A 12,813-nucleotide genomic window follows, 5' to 3' on the forward strand; every position below is an offset into this window, starting at 1 on the left:
CTCAAGCAGCACAACGTGGGTCCAAAGTATGTCGCATTCCACAGCGGACTGCGAGAGGCGTCGAGTGGTACCTACACGGGAAGTTGGTACGACGTAGCGGGCAACAAGGGAGACTTCAGCCTGGTCAAACAGTAGGCCTGCTACCACCGCAGCCCGTCGTCGAGGACGACCTCATGGGGCCGCGCCCGTACCCGATCGCGGCCCCATTGGGCGAAACGCCGGTAGACCGTTTGCCAGCACAGACCGAACACAGAAGGCAGCTGCCTCAAGGTGCAGCCGGACGCGACGACGAACACAATCGCCGCTAAAGCCTCGCGGACGCCGACCCCCGCCCTGCGGACGCTTCGCTATCTGGCCTGGCCGTCGCACCAGTCGAGAGCAGCAGCCGGAGCGGGCTCGCATCGAACTGTATCGCGGGGCTCAGCCAGCCGTGGACTATCCGTGGACTAGGGTCCGTCTTCAAAAGATCGTTCGATGGTGGATCATGTTTTCGTGATCCGTCGCCATGAACTGACCGATTCGAGTGGGAGTTGCTGGCTCCGCTGATACCGAGTGCTGGCAGGGGCCGGTCTCGGGCGGAGGAGCGGCGGGTGATCAACGGGATAGTCTACAAGATCCGGACCGGGGTTTCCTGGCGTGACCTGCCGGAACGTTACGGCCCGTGGAAGACGGTCTACACCCGCTTCCGCCGCTATGCCATCGACGGCGTGTTCACCCGGGCCCTCCAACAAGTCCAGTCCCGGGCGGATGCCGCCGGTGACATCGATTGGCTGGTCCAGATCGACTCCACCATCGTCCGTGCCCACCAGCACGCCGCCGCCACCGGCCGAAAAGGGGGAAACACCGGACGGACGAACCGGACGATCACGCCCTCGGCCGATCCCGAGGAGGCCTGACCACCCAAATCCACCTCGCCTGCGACGGCCGCGGCCGGCCCCTGGCCGTCCTGTTGACCCCGGGGCAACGGCACGACGGCGTCTGCGCGAGGCCTCTGCTCGAACGCATCCGAGTGCCCCGATGCGCCAGCACGGCCGTTCATGCATGAGCATCTAGTCTGCCGGGCGGTGTCCAGCGGCGGAAGGACACGATCGGCCGCTGGGCGCGGGCCTAGACGCGGGTGCGTACGATGCGAAGCGCCCTGTCCCCGGCAGCTGCAATGCCGGGGACAGGGCGCCTCTTGGTGTGAGGGTCAGGCGGTGACGCGCTCGATCTCGACGGCGAGGACGCCCAGAGCCTCCTTCTCGGGGCCGTAGATGCGTCGGATGTTCGTCAGCTGCTGCTCGCGCGGGGAGTCGGGGTTGACGTTCTCCGGGCCCTCGGTGTCGAGCATCTCCTCGAACGAGGCGTAGCGGGCGACGCGGACGACGCGGACCAGGCATTCGTCCTGTCCGCAGGCGAACTTGATGTGCTGGCCGGCGGTCAGGTTGCGCAGGTTGGCGTACTGGACGCGGACCTCGATCGTTTTGCGGCCGGAGGCCACGAGGTCGAAGTAGCGGCGGTAGAGGTTCATGTGCCGGGCGCGGGGCTGGGCTGGGGCTGCGGTGTGGCGGGTCATGAGGCGGTCGATCTCCTGGGTGGTGTAGGAGCGGTAGAAGTGCTTGGGGTCGGCGAGCATGACGCCGACCAGCCAGACCATGGCGTCGACGTAGTCGTCGACGCTGCCGTCCCAGGCGGTGGCGTCGAGCATCCACGGCCTGGCGCCGGGCGGGGGTGGCACGGTGCCCTCGCGGATCAGCGTTTTCGACAGCTTGGCGCCGGTGTCGGTGAGCACCATCGGGGTGAAGATGCGCGGCGGGGCGCCGGGGCCGGGCAGGGCGGCGAAGGCTTCGTCGACGAGCTGGCAGCCGTAGGCCCAGTCGCCGCCCTTGACCATGAGTTGAGGGTGCGCGGCGGTGAGGGCAGGCGTTCTTTGACGAGGTTGCGGTAGAGGGTGGCGAGGTCGAGGTACGGCTCGGGTCGGTCGGGGGTGACCAGGACCTCGTAGGGGCCGTGGTCGGTGCACACGGCTTTGAACACGGCGCCGCCGGAGCCGTGGATGTCCAACCGGGTGCGTTCGGCGCGTTTTTCGGCCCAGCCGCAGGTGGGGCAGGGCAGCCGGACGTGGACGATGCCGTGGGAGGGGGCCAGGGCCCAGCGGATCTGCTCGAGGCGCTCGAGCGTGGCGAGGAAGCCGAGCCGGTAGGCGGGGTCGGCCTGCTGCTGGGTGTAGGTGTGGACTTCGTAGTCGATGCCGGTGGCGTCGGCGAGGCTGTCGAAGAAGCCGCGGTAGTACTTGCCGATCATGTCGGCGACGCCTTCCGCGCCCAGGGCGTGGAAGTAGGTGATCTGGTAGGCGTGGTGGGTCTCGGGGTCCAGGCGGATCTCGTGCGGGGCGTTGTCCAGGGCGCCGAAGCGCACGGTGGCGTCGATCCCGAAGTTCCTGCGCACGGCCCGGGCGAGGAGGAACGCGGCGGTCTGCACCAGTGAGGTCCCCAGGTGCGGGGCGCCGTTGATCTGGGTGCCGACGCTGAAGATGACGTTCTCCGGCTTGGTGGCCTGGATCCTGGGGCGGATCAGGTCGACCGCGCGGGCCATGCAGTTGGCGGTGACGTTGTTGGGTGAGACGAGTAACGGCGTTGTCATCGTTCTTCCCCCAGAGGGTGAGGTCAGGTGTTTGAGGTGGCGGGCGGTGCGGAGATCTGGGCGAGGATGAAGTCGACGCGCGCCGGGGCGGAGTCGACGGGTACGAAGATCGGCCGGTAGCCGGCGTCGTAGTAGCCCTGGATGATCAGCTGGTGGACCCGGGCGATCTCGCGTTCGCGGGCCCACACCGTGTCGTCGGCGGTGGTGAAGTCGTCCAGGGCGTCCAGGACGAACACGGTGTCGTAGCGGTAGGTGCGCGCGGCCTCCTCCAGCTCGGGGTAGGGGCCAAGGCCGAAGAAGGCGTCCCAGCCGTAGCCGTCGGGGATGCCCCGGTTGTAGAACCGGTCGCCGGCCTTGTGGGCGCAGTACTCGGTGATGAAGCCCTCTAGGACCTCGCGTGAGTAGTCGCGGCGGTCGCTGACCTGAAGGTGGCGGCCGAGCCGGTCACGGTGCTTGCGGTAGATCTCGCGGGCGATCTCACCGGTGGAGGCGGGCAGACGGCGCTCGTGGAGCTCGTCGAAGACCGCCTCCTTCCCCGATGAGGGGCCGCCGGTGATGACGAAGCGGCGGGGCGGATGTGGTGTGCTCACGCGGTTCTCCTCGAGGTGGTGTCGGTCAGCTGCTCGGTCAGAGCGCGGTGCCAGGCGTCGCGGATCCGCGCGCCGTCGCCGGACTCACCGAGCTGGGCGATGAAGTCCTGCAGATCGGCCATCACGGGAAGGCGGGACAGCAGCGCCAGGTCGGTCGGGGGCAGCTGGGGAAGGGGCCCGGCCAGCTTCTCCAGGTCGGCCGGCGCGACCGGAGCGGGGTCGGCGGGCAGCAGGACCGGCCCGTAGGCGGCGCGGTAGCGGGCGATGGCCATCCGCAGCGCGGCGTACCGCCACAGCACCTCATCCGCGCTCTCCAGCGGTACGGCGGTGTCCATGCTGGCCAGCCGTGCCGTTCTCAGCAGCGCGGCACGCAGCGCGTACAGGCGGGACCACAACTCGCACAGTGCTTCCTCGTGTTCGGCGACCTCCCAGGCGAACACGTCCGGCGGCAGCCGCAGCGATCCCGCGTCGGGCGACAGGCGGGGAGCGGCCGCGTGGGCGGCCGTGAAGGCCTGGGCGTCGGCCAGCAGTTGTTCGGCGAGCAGGCTGCAGATGCGGGGTTCGATGTGCTTGCGGAAGTGGTGCACCTCGTAGCCGGAGGCCGTGGCGGCCTCCGCCCGGCGAGCTGTCAGCGTCATGCCCGTCGTGGCGGGGACGGCACCGAACAGCAGCCGGGCGGCCGGGGCGAGGGGGGCGTGCGGCAGGCGGGCCAGCTGCCCGCGGAGCACCCCGTCCAGGGCGTGGGCTCGCACGGCCAGATCGTTCGAACCGTGAGCCCGCGCCACGACGCCGGGCAGGTCCAGCAGCTCACCGCCGACGACGGCAGAATCGAGCGGCAGTCCCCGGCGCAACAGGCGCCGCAGCGCGGCCGCCAGCGTCTCGGCATCGGTGGGCATGAGACCTCCCTTCAAGGGGTCTACCCACAAAATACCCACTCTGATGCCCAAAAAATACCCACATGCTTAGGAAGGCATGAAGCGGACTCTCACGCCCTCACAGATCACCGCGTCTACCTGAGCAACGGGGTATGAGGCTCACAACTGGCCGGCCTGCCTCGCCGGCTCCATTCACGGACGCGGGAGAGCCGGGATGGGCCCGCCGGGAATGGAGACCCCTGCGGCGCATGGCCTGGTCGCGGCCGCGGCACCGGGCGGTGCAGAACTGTTGCGCGGACGAGGGTGGACTCGGGCAGCGGCTGGGCGCAGGTGTGGCAGTGGCCGGCCTCGATGACCGGGCCAGCTTCTGGAGCAGCCGCCGGACGCGCGAGCCCGGCCGGGCCGGACGGTGCCTGACTGCCCGGCCCGGCGGCCGCCGGGCATGCTGCGCGTTGCGAGGGAAGGGGAGTCCGACCCTCTGCGGATACGCGTTGAGGCCCCGCACCGGTGCGGCAGTGCAGTACGGGGCCTCAGGAGCACCCGGCGGTCAGGCCCGCGAGGCGGTTTAGTGCCGCGTCTCCCACCACAGGAGCAGCAGTGTCACGGCCCCCGCTGCCGAGTTTGTACGCGGCGCCGTGCAGGAACTGACCGGGGACGTTTCGCCCCTGTTGACCCGTCCATTTGCCCAGGTGGCGGATGGTTTCGACGCATCGTTTGCCCCAGCGGGACGGGTGCTTGGGCTGGCGTTTCGCGTTACTCTCGTCCATACGGAGTTCCTCTCGTTAACGGCGTGCTGGAACACCGCGCAAGGAGCCCTCCCAACTCAGAGCCTAGGTCCTGTCTGATAATTGATCTTGTGATGGGTCGTGGTGAGCTGACGGATGCGGCGTGGGAGCGGATGGCGCCGCTGTTGCCGGGTGTTGACGGGCGGGGTCGTCCGTGGCGGGATCACCGGCAGGTGATCAACGGGGTGTTGTGGCGGTTGCGGACGGGTGCTCCGTGGCGTGACCTGCCGGAACGCTTCGGGCCGTGGCAGACGGTCTATGAGCGGTTCGCCCGGTGGGAGGCGGACGGGACCTGGGCCCGCCTGCTCGAGGAGGTCCAGGTCCGCAACGACTCGGCCGGGGCGGTGGAGTGGACCGTGTCGGTCGACTCCACGATCAACCGTGCCCACCAGCACGCCGCCGGCGCCCGCAAAAAGGGGCGGCGTCGAGGGACGAACTGGAAGATCCGGAACGCGCGGCGGGTCGTCAGGCGCTCGGCCGGTCCCGCGGCGGGCTGACCACGAAGGTCCACCTCGCCTGTGACGGCCGGGGCCTGCCCCTGGCCGTCCTCGTCACGCCGGGCAACGTCAACGACTCCACCGCCTTCGACGCGGTCCTGGACGCGGTGAGAGTGCCCCGGACCGGCGTCGGTCGGTCGCGCCGCAGGCCCGACGCGGCCATCGCCGACAAAGCGTATTCGTCACGGGCGATCCGCCAGACGCTGCGGCGCCGCGGCATCCGGGCGGTGATCCCGGAGAGAGCGGACCAGAAGGCCAACCGGATACGGCGCGGCCGGGCCGGCGGCAGACCACCGGCCTTCGACCGCGATCTCTACAGTGTGGCGATCACTGGGTTCCCCTGCTGTGGTTTTCCGAGCCGCCGAAGCCATGTTCGAAGCCCCTGAGCATGGGGTCGAGTTCCGCTGCCGCGCTGCACAGGGAGCACAGCCGGGTCCCGGGGTGCTCTGCGGCGTCCAGCGCCTGGTCCAGTGTCAGCTTCGGTGCTCCGGTGGGTGCTTCGTCGCAGTCGACGGCATGGATGACGCCCCGGCCGGGACCGCGGTTGCCGTTCAGCTTCTGCAGGACCCAGCCCGAGGGCCGGCGTTCCCCGAGGATCTGCTGCTCCGTCGACGGGGGCGGCAGCCGGGTAGTGGGGACGTCGTCGTACGAGACGCCGGGCGCCTCCCGCGCGCCGCTCGATGAGGTTGGCTCAGGCGAGCTCGACACCACACGGTGCCGGCCGAGTCGTGGTCCACCTGTTTCTCTCGTCTCAGCAGGCCGTGCGCTGGCGATCGTCGATATGTCTCCTCGGCGCCGACCAGGGCGACGGGGCCGCCGCCCTTCCGGCAAGCCGGTCATCGGCTCGACCGGCCCTGACTCGGCACGCTGGCCGTGGCCGCGGTGGGGTTGATCTCGGGCGGCGGTTGGCGGGCGAGAGCGGTGGCGGTCAGGGCGGTGACCGCCATCGCGGCGATGCCGACCAGTGCTGCGGTGGTGTAGGCGTGGTCGTTCGGGAAGAGATGACCGGTGTCGGTGCCGGTGGCCAGGACCAGGCCGCCTATCGCGCTGCCCAGGGAGTACCCGACGCTGCGGACGACGTAGTTGAAGCTCATCGCGCTCGACGTCTCGCTCTTGGGCGTGACGGCCAGGATGACGCCGGGCATGGCGGCTGAGAAGCTGCCGACGCCGAAGCCCAGCACACCCATCGCGACGAGCAGTTCGGCCAGGTTCGACCGGGCCGCGGCGAAGAGGACGAACCCGCCGCCGACGATGACGGCGCTGCCGGCCAGGAGCAGGGGTGCGTCGATCAGCGTCCGAACCCGGGGCGTGAGTTTGCCGGCGACGAACCCCAGCACCGAGAACGGGACGAGGACCAGCCCGGCGGCGAAGGTGGTCAGCCCGAAGCCGTAGCCGGCGCTGTGCGGCGTCTGCGCGTACCGCGTGATGAGCGTGAGCAGGAGGTACATGCCGCTCCCGCCGACGAACATGGCGATGTTCGCTCCGGCGACCGCCGGGTGCCGTACCGCCCGGACATCGACCAGGGGCGCCTTGCTGCGCAGCTCGGAGGCGATCCAGACGCACAGCAGGAGCACGGCGACGACGGCGAGGATCACCGCCACGGCGAGGTGACGGCTCCACAGGCTCCGCTGGCCGGCCAGGAACAGGACGAGGAACAGTCCACCCGCGAGGACGAGCGCGCCCGCCACGTTCACGTGAGCGGAGCGGCCTTCGGGAGCCGCGGGTATGGAACGCCACGCGGTCAGGAAGGCGACAGCGGTGACGAACAGACCGAAGCCGTAGGCGGCCCGTACGCCGCCGATCTCGGCGAGCAGTGCGGTGAGCGGGTAGCCGACGCCGGCGCCGATGATCGAGACCACCGAGATCAGGGCGATCGTCGCCGTGCTGCGCTCCTCGGGAAGATGGTCCCGGGCCACGCCCATCATCAGCGCCGTCAGACCGAGCCCGACGCCTTGGGCCGCCCTGCCGATGAGCAGCCCCGCGAACGGCAGCGGCAGCACGGTCAGCGCACTGCCGACGACGACGATCGCCAGCGTGGCGAGGATCGTGGCCCGTCGGTGCGGTCCGGCTCCGAGCCGGCCGAGGACGGGCGTGGCGACGGCGCCGCTCAGCAGTGCGACGGTCAGCGTCCACTGCGCGCTGTCGAGCGAGACGTGGAACGTGGTCGCCACACTGGTGATCAGCGGCGTCCCGAGGCTGGCGACCGCCGCCACGACCAGGGCGATGAACATCAGGGCGGGGACCAGGAGCCGCGCCTCGGAGCGCTCCGGGGTGCGCCCCGTCACCGCTTCGGCCCTTCGCGGTCCTGGCTTTCGAGCTCTGCCAGGTGCGTCAGCGCCGGAAGCGCCGCCACCAGGGCCTCGACCTCGTCGTCGGCGAGTTCGTCGATCAGCCGCGCGAACGCATCGACGCCCGCCTGGCGCCGCGTCTGAACGTACGACGTGCCGGCCTCGGTCAGACACACCAGCGTGACCCGCTTGTCGGACGCGTCGCCCCTGCGCTCGACCAGTCCGGACTCCTCCATCACCCGGACCAGCACGGTCATCGCGGGCTGGGTGACACCCTCGATCACGGCCAGATCGGTGATGCGTCGAGGGCCGGTCCTGTGCAGGGTGGCCAGGGTGGCGGCGGACGTGATGCTCATATCGCGCGGAAGGCGTCTCACAGCCCTGGTGGCCAGCCCGTAGAGGGCCGACCCGATCGCAGTGGAAGCGTCACGAGTGGCGTCTTGACGGCTCATGCGTGAAGCATACAATATTTATATGAATGATTTATGCATCTCGCTCCCCGAACACCGTGACCCAGCCCCGCACCCGGCGCACCAGACGGCGGTCGCCGTCGGCGCCATGGCGGACGCTGTGCGCCGCGCCCTGGCCGAAGACCGCGCCGAGGACGACATCACCACCCGCTGGTCGGTGCCGGACGGCACCCGCGCCCATGCGCGCGCCGTCGCCCGCCAAGACGGCGTGATCGCCGGCACGGCGATCCCAGGCGAGGTGTATCGGCAGCTCGGCAGCGATGTCGTCGTCACCGAGCACGTTCAGGACGGCGACCGCGTTCACACCGGGCAGGACCTGCTCACGCTGGCCGGACCCGCACGAGAGATCATCACCGGCGAGCGGACAGCTTTGAACTTCCTGCAACGCATGTCTGGCATCGCCACCGCCGCCGCGGCCTTCGCGGAGGCGGTGACCGGGCTTCCGGCACGGATCCTGGACACCCGCAAAACAGCGCCCGGGCTTCGGGCGCTCGACAAGGCCGCGGTCGCCGCCGGCGGAGTGAGCAACCACCGGCTCGACCTCGCGGCGATGGTCCTGCTCAAGGAGAACCACATCGCCGCGGCGGGCGGCGTGAGCGCCGCGATCGCGGCAGTGCACGCGTGTAACACGCGGGGCGTCGCCGTCGAGGTGGAGGTCGAGTCGGCAGCCCAGGCCATCGAGGCGCTGAGCGCGGGAGTCGAGTGGATCATGCTGGACAACATGTCCATCGAAGACATGCGGCACATTGTGACACTGCGAGGGTCGGAAGGGCCCCGACTCGAGGCGTCTGGATCCATCACGCTGGACACGGTCAGGGCCGTCGCAGAGACCGGAGTCGACGCGATATCCGTCGGTGCCATCACCCACAGCGCGCCGGCGTTCGACCTCAGTCTGCTGCTGACGCCGACGGCACCAGCGGGTGGCGGACACCCGGCGAGGTTCGGATGAGGCAGTGTCTCCTCCTGCGCGGACGGGCTGGAATGCCCGCCATGGCCGACCCCCTCGACCGGGAGGCCTTCGTTTCCGTCTCCGGCACGTTCCCCCGCCGCCGAAGGCGCCCGGGGCGCTGAGGAAGACTTCGCCGGGACGCGAACCGGCAGCCGCGGGTGGCAGAGACGAACCAGACCGGATCAGCACGTCCTCACACATGCCCGGTGCTCCGTCGCCGGGATCGAGCAATCTGAGCGTCAATTGGAAGGGCGCTTGCGGCCCGCGATCTTCTTACCCGCGTCGATGCCCTGACCGGCGGCCGGGACGTTCGCTGTGTCTTGACGCTCTGTCCGTCCAGCACACACGCACTCGGCTCGGCATCCCGGCCTTCGGCTTCCTCACCTGCGTGAGGCGGGACGCTCGCCTCACGCGGCGTCTGCCAACAGGACGGAATCCAGCTTCGTCACCTGCACCACCCGTGCGACCAGCGGCCGGAGCGGGCCTATCACGCACAGGGACCCGCCCGCAGCCAGGGCCAGCGCACGAACGCCGAGCAGCACGCCCAGGCCCGAGCAGTCGCACACCGGAAGTCGACCCGCCCCCGTCCCAGTGCTGAGACAAGGCGCTGTGCACCCCGACGGGGATGCACAGAAGGCGAAAGAGGAAGACAACGAACAGTCCACTCCTCGCAGAGCTTTGCACAACGCCGCCTGTCTGGCGGCTAGCTCGCGAGAAGACCGTCCGAACCATGGACCGATACGGCGCGGACCGTCTGGGTCACGACCAGCTGGCAGGGCTACGGGCACGCATCGCGCGGTGCCGGGCGGGGGCGAGCAGTCCGTCAGACGGCGGCGGTGGTGGTACCGCCGAGGTGTCGTGCAGGGGGAGGCGCGGGCCGTAATGCGTTTGCCGACCGGCTCCTGCTCGACGAACAGTTCATCGGTGATGGCCTTGACGATCTCCAGCCCGTGTTGGCCGATACGGTCGGGATCGGCGGCTCGGGCCGCGGGCACGGTGGGGTCGCTGTCCCACACGACGACGTCCACGGCGCGGGTGTTGATGCGCAGTTCCACCAGGACCGGGCCGGGGACGTGCTTGCAGGCATTGGTGACCAGCTCACTGATCACCAGCTGGGTCAGGTCCCTCGTACGGGCGGATACCGACAGGAGGTAGTCGGCTTCGGCCTGGTCGAGGAAGGCGAGGGCGTGCTGGCGGGCGTCGGCGATGCAGCCGTCGTCTCGGCCGAGGGTGTATCCGGCGCGGATCAGGTGCTCGTCCGGCTCGGTACGGCCGTCACCGTCGTCATGGGATGCCTCGGGCGTCGCCCTCATTGACCGTTCACAAGCGCGCCACTACCCCCGAGCCCGTCATACATGTCACAGGCATGTTATTCAACGTGATCAGCTGCCTCATGGGGTCTTGGCGGTGGGGCAGAATCGTCCGTGCACGCCCTGTCCCAGGGCTGGCACAAGCGCAGGCGAGGAGACGGTGAGCGACATCGAGAACGCGGACCGGCCAGACCGGTTCTCCGCCGTACACCGCATGGTCGGCGGCGTGCGGGTCGTGACCGTGCAGGGCAAGATCGACAACGACGTCCAAGAACTGCTCAGCAAAGCGCTGCTGTCCGGAGACGACGCGGCGCCGCCGTCGCGGATCGTAGTAGACCTCGGCGGCGTGACCTTCATGGACTCCAGCGGCATCAACGTCTTCATCACCGCCCACCAGGCCGTAAGCGGCACGCAAGGGTGGGTGCGGATCGCCGCCGCCCAGAACCCCGTCCTGCGCGTCCTGCAGCTGGTCGGCCTCGACGCCATCATCACCTGCCACCCCACCCTCGAGCAGGCCCTGAACCCCTGAGCCCTACTGCGGGCGCGGGGTGTCCTCCTGGCCCGAGTACCACTGCACGGCCTCATACGTGAAAGACGCCATCGCTGTCGGTCAGCGCGGTCGCCGTTTCGGGTCCTCGACCTTCCCGAGCTCATCGGGGCGCGAGAGGGGTCCACTCCTCGTAGTTGCGCCCTATCGAGGGATCCGAGCAGCACTCGACGGCCCTCGTGCGGGGCGAGGTATACAAACCCGGATTTTGTTGACATCGCAACGGGTTTGCGTTTGCGTGGGGCTGTCGACTCCGTGGGCACTTCCTCGGGGGAAGAACGAGGTGGTCCCATGGACGCATCCCTTCTGACTGTCTCCCAGCACACCACTGCTCAGGGAGTGCACGTCCTGACGCCGCACGGCGAGATCGACCACAGCAGCGTGGCATTTGCGGGCTGGGCGTTCGACAGCGGCGCGGGCGACCGATGCGCGCCGTGCACGGTCGTCGACTTCGAGCACGTCACGTTCATGGACTCCAGCGGCCTCCACTTCCTCCTCTACGCCTACCTTGCCGCACAGGAGAGTGACGGCTGGATCCGCCTGGCGAACGTTCCCCCAGCCGTGCAGCGCCTACTGCGCATCGTCGGCCTCGATGAGCTCCTGCCGACCTATGCCACGCTCCAAGCCGCCCTCCCGCCTGAAATCGTTGCGCCGTGAAAGCAGAAGCGGGGCGGGCGGCCATGCGGACAGGGTGGCCGCCCATGCGCGCTGTCACAAGCTGAGGTAGAAGCGCACGGTCGTGCCGTCTTCGCCGGTGTGTACGCGCACCAGGTCGGCCACGTAGTGGACCAGCATCAGGCCCCGGCCGCCGAGCTGGTCGCGCCCTGGCGGGCGGCGGCCGGCCAGCGGATCGGCCAGCCGGCCCGCATCGCGGACTCACACACCAGCTGCCCCTGCTCGGCCCAGATGGCGAGTGTCCCGCGGCCTCCGCCGTGGACCACGCTGTTGGTCGCCAGCTCCGCGACCGCCAGCTCCACATCCATCAGCCGCTCCCCGGCCATTCCCAGCCGCATCGCCTGAGCGAGGGCGAACCGGCGAACCGCCCGGAAGGTCCTCACCACCGTAGGAGAAGGCCGCAGCGTCCGGTGCGGGCGCAAGCGCCTGGTTGTACCGATCGACGACCGCCTGCCAGTTGTAGACGTCGCTGACCGACTCGTGTCCGTCCCCGCTGATGAGGGTCGGGTGGGTGACCTTCGCATCGGCGATCACCTGCGGATCAGCCGCACCTCGTCGTAGGGGCTCAGGATCGTCACCGCCCGGTCCTCGAACGCGGCGTTGATCAGCGCCTCGTGCTGCGCGCACGCCGGGTACTCCACCGCGCTGCGCCCGGCCCAGATCGGCTCGCCGATGATCCGCACACGCCCCTTCGGGTGGGCGTCGGCGAATCCGCGCAGCACCTTGGGGATGATCCGCCCCGGGTTGCGGCCGGCCTCGGCCATGTCCAGGAACAAGATGCCTTCCGCGTCCCGCCCAGGCCTGCATCAGCTCCAGGTTGGGGCGGGCGCCGCGACGGCCATCGGCTCGCCGTTGGTCAGGCCCTCGCGCAGGAAGGCCACCGTCTGCCGCGTGTACTCCTGCTCGGTGCGGTAGAAGAGGGCAGGATGCACGAACGCCTCGTGTGGGTGGTGGTCACCGTGCTCATCACAGAGCCACCTCGACCCGGTCCACCCGCGGCAGCTGCGGCGGGGGATTCTCGACCACGACCCTCCCGTCGTGCAGGTTCATGGCGGTGACCGCCAGCGCGGTCACCCCCGCCACGTCGACGAACGCCACATCCGCAAGCTCCACGTACGACACGTCCGCGTGCCGCCGGGCCAGCTCGGAGCGGGTGACTCCCCGAATCCAAGGGGACCTCGTCCGGTGCGGGGCCGTCAGAAAGG

The 12,813-nt window shown here is 69.6% G+C and carries 13 protein-coding genes and 5 pseudogenes; 6 read left to right on the forward strand and 12 right to left on the reverse strand.

Going from position 1 to position 12,813, the window contains the following annotated elements; all coding sequences use genetic code 11:
• Positions 1–140 precede the first annotated feature (140 nt).
• A pseudogene (locus tag QF030_RS40385) lies at positions 141–323 on the reverse strand (transposase); the annotation flags it as partial.
• A gap of 207 nt (positions 324–530) precedes the next feature.
• Between QF030_RS40385 and QF030_RS00635 the strand changes: the two are divergent.
• Positions 531–896, forward strand: a complete 366-nt coding sequence (locus tag QF030_RS00635; RefSeq protein WP_373428707.1) for a transposase — start codon at positions 531–533, stop codon at positions 894–896.
• An 8-nt stretch (positions 897–904) separates the two neighbouring features.
• Positions 905–1,045: a transposase gene (locus QF030_RS40390; protein ID WP_373428717.1), complete on the forward strand. Its 141-nt coding sequence runs from the start codon at positions 905–907 to the stop codon at positions 1,043–1,045.
• A 144-nt stretch (positions 1,046–1,189) separates the two neighbouring features.
• On the opposite strand, the gene QF030_RS00640 is transcribed toward QF030_RS40390, so the two are convergent.
• From QF030_RS00640 to QF030_RS00655, 4 genes are read right to left on the reverse strand one after another with little or no spacing between them, the layout of a single operon-like run.
• Positions 1,190–1,774: an ASCH domain-containing protein gene (locus tag QF030_RS00640; protein WP_307160679.1), complete on the reverse strand. Its 585-nt coding sequence runs from the start codon at positions 1,772–1,774 to the stop codon at positions 1,190–1,192.
• Entirely contained in the window at positions 1,732–2,622 is an 891-nt protein-coding gene (locus QF030_RS00645; protein WP_307160680.1) for a hypothetical protein, read from the reverse strand. The genes QF030_RS00640 and QF030_RS00645 overlap by 43 nt, the downstream gene beginning before the upstream one ends.
• Before the next feature lie 23 nt (positions 2,623–2,645).
• A complete protein-coding gene (locus tag QF030_RS00650) occupies positions 2,646–3,212 on the reverse strand; it encodes an ATP-binding protein (RefSeq protein WP_307160681.1) in 567 nt (188 codons plus the stop codon).
• Positions 3,209–4,108, reverse strand: coding sequence for a hypothetical protein (locus QF030_RS00655; protein ID WP_307160682.1), 900 nt, complete (start codon positions 4,106–4,108; stop codon positions 3,209–3,211). Before QF030_RS00655 ends, QF030_RS00650 begins: the two co-directional genes overlap by 4 nt.
• 835 nt (positions 4,109–4,943) lie before the next feature.
• Between QF030_RS00655 and QF030_RS00660 the strand changes: the two are divergent.
• Positions 4,944–5,686, forward strand: a pseudogene (locus QF030_RS00660) (IS5 family transposase); the annotation flags it as partial.
• 10 nt (positions 5,687–5,696) lie between these two features.
• Here the strand turns inward: QF030_RS00660 and QF030_RS40395 are convergent.
• The 3 genes from QF030_RS40395 to QF030_RS00675 are packed head-to-tail and all read right to left on the reverse strand — an operon-like array spanning position 5,697 to position 8,013.
• Positions 5,697–6,209, reverse strand: coding sequence for a DUF6233 domain-containing protein (locus QF030_RS40395; RefSeq protein WP_373428708.1), 513 nt, complete (start codon positions 6,207–6,209; stop codon positions 5,697–5,699).
• Positions 6,206–7,600 (reverse strand): MFS transporter, encoded by a 1,395-nt coding sequence (locus QF030_RS00670; protein ID WP_307160937.1) that lies wholly within the window; start codon positions 7,598–7,600, stop codon positions 6,206–6,208. The genes QF030_RS40395 and QF030_RS00670 overlap by 4 nt, the downstream gene beginning before the upstream one ends.
• A gap of 50 nt (positions 7,601–7,650) precedes the next feature.
• The gene (locus tag QF030_RS00675) at positions 7,651–8,013 is read right to left on the reverse strand and encodes a MarR family winged helix-turn-helix transcriptional regulator (RefSeq protein ID WP_307160683.1); all 363 of its coding nucleotides are present in this window, start codon (positions 8,011–8,013) and stop codon (positions 7,651–7,653) included.
• Between the two features lie 94 nt (positions 8,014–8,107).
• Between QF030_RS00675 and nadC the strand changes: the two genes are divergently transcribed.
• Positions 8,108–9,076, forward strand: coding sequence for a carboxylating nicotinate-nucleotide diphosphorylase (gene nadC / locus QF030_RS00680; RefSeq protein ID WP_307160684.1), 969 nt, complete (start codon positions 8,108–8,110; stop codon positions 9,074–9,076).
• 251 nt (positions 9,077–9,327) lie between these two features.
• Here the strand turns inward: nadC and QF030_RS00685 are convergent.
• Together QF030_RS00685 and QF030_RS00690 are read right to left on the reverse strand one after the other, a co-directional pair.
• A pseudogene (locus QF030_RS00685) lies at positions 9,328–9,455 on the reverse strand (IS5 family transposase); the annotation flags it as partial.
• Positions 9,456–9,948: 493 nt separating this feature from the next.
• Positions 9,949–10,389, reverse strand: a pseudogene (locus QF030_RS00690) (ATP-binding protein); the annotation flags it as partial.
• Positions 10,390–10,546: 157 nt separating this feature from the next.
• On the opposite strand from QF030_RS00690, the gene QF030_RS00695 reads away from it, so the two are divergent.
• Both QF030_RS00695 and QF030_RS00700 read left to right on the forward strand, forming a co-directional pair.
• The gene (locus QF030_RS00695) at positions 10,547–10,915 is read left to right on the forward strand and encodes an STAS domain-containing protein (RefSeq protein WP_307160685.1); all 369 of its coding nucleotides are present in this window, start codon (positions 10,547–10,549) and stop codon (positions 10,913–10,915) included.
• Positions 10,916–11,224: 309 nt separating this feature from the next.
• Positions 11,225–11,590 carry an STAS domain-containing protein gene (locus tag QF030_RS00700; RefSeq protein WP_307160686.1) on the forward strand — a complete coding sequence of 122 codons (366 nt, stop codon included), beginning with the start codon at positions 11,225–11,227 and terminating at the stop codon, positions 11,588–11,590.
• Positions 11,591–11,644: 54 nt separating this feature from the next.
• On the opposite strand, the pseudogene QF030_RS00705 reads toward QF030_RS00700, so the two are convergent.
• A pseudogene (locus QF030_RS00705) lies at positions 11,645–12,540 on the reverse strand (anti-sigma factor RsbA family regulatory protein).
• A gap of 34 nt (positions 12,541–12,574) precedes the next feature.
• Complete coding sequence (locus tag QF030_RS00710) at positions 12,575–12,721, reverse strand: hypothetical protein (protein ID WP_307160687.1); 147 nt, start codon at positions 12,719–12,721, stop codon at positions 12,575–12,577.
• Positions 12,722–12,813 lie beyond the last annotated feature (92 nt).

It is taken from the genome of Streptomyces rishiriensis, assembly GCF_030815485.1.
Taxonomy (GTDB): Bacteria; Actinomycetota; Actinomycetes; order Streptomycetales; family Streptomycetaceae; genus Streptomyces; species Streptomyces rishiriensis_A.

What these genes read in the sequence shown, in the direction of transcription:
- QF030_RS00640 (WP_307160679.1), bottom strand. Translation starts at nt 1,774, where the DNA reads ATGGTGCTCACCGACACCGGCGCCAAGCTGTCGAAAACGCTGATCCGC.
- QF030_RS00645 (WP_307160680.1), bottom strand. Translation starts at nt 2,622, where the DNA reads ATGACAACGCCGTTACTCGTCTCACCCAACAACGTCACCGCCAACTGC.
- QF030_RS00655 (WP_307160682.1), bottom strand. Translation starts at nt 4,108, where the DNA reads ATGCCCACCGATGCCGAGACGCTGGCGGCCGCGCTGCGGCGCCTGTTG.
- QF030_RS40395 (WP_373428708.1), bottom strand. Translation starts at nt 6,209, where the DNA reads ATGACCGGCTTGCCGGAAGGGCGGCGGCCCCGTCGCCCTGGTCGGCGC.
- QF030_RS00670 (WP_307160937.1), bottom strand. Translation starts at nt 7,600, where the DNA reads ATGTTCATCGCCCTGGTCGTGGCGGCGGTCGCCAGCCTCGGGACGCCG.
- QF030_RS00675 (WP_307160683.1), bottom strand. Translation starts at nt 8,013, where the DNA reads ATGAGCATCACGTCCGCCGCCACCCTGGCCACCCTGCACAGGACCGGC.
- nadC (WP_307160684.1), top strand. Translation starts at nt 8,108, where the DNA reads ATGCGTGAAGCATACAATATTTATATGAATGATTTATGCATCTCGCTC.
- QF030_RS00700 (WP_307160686.1), top strand. Translation starts at nt 11,225, where the DNA reads ATGGACGCATCCCTTCTGACTGTCTCCCAGCACACCACTGCTCAGGGA.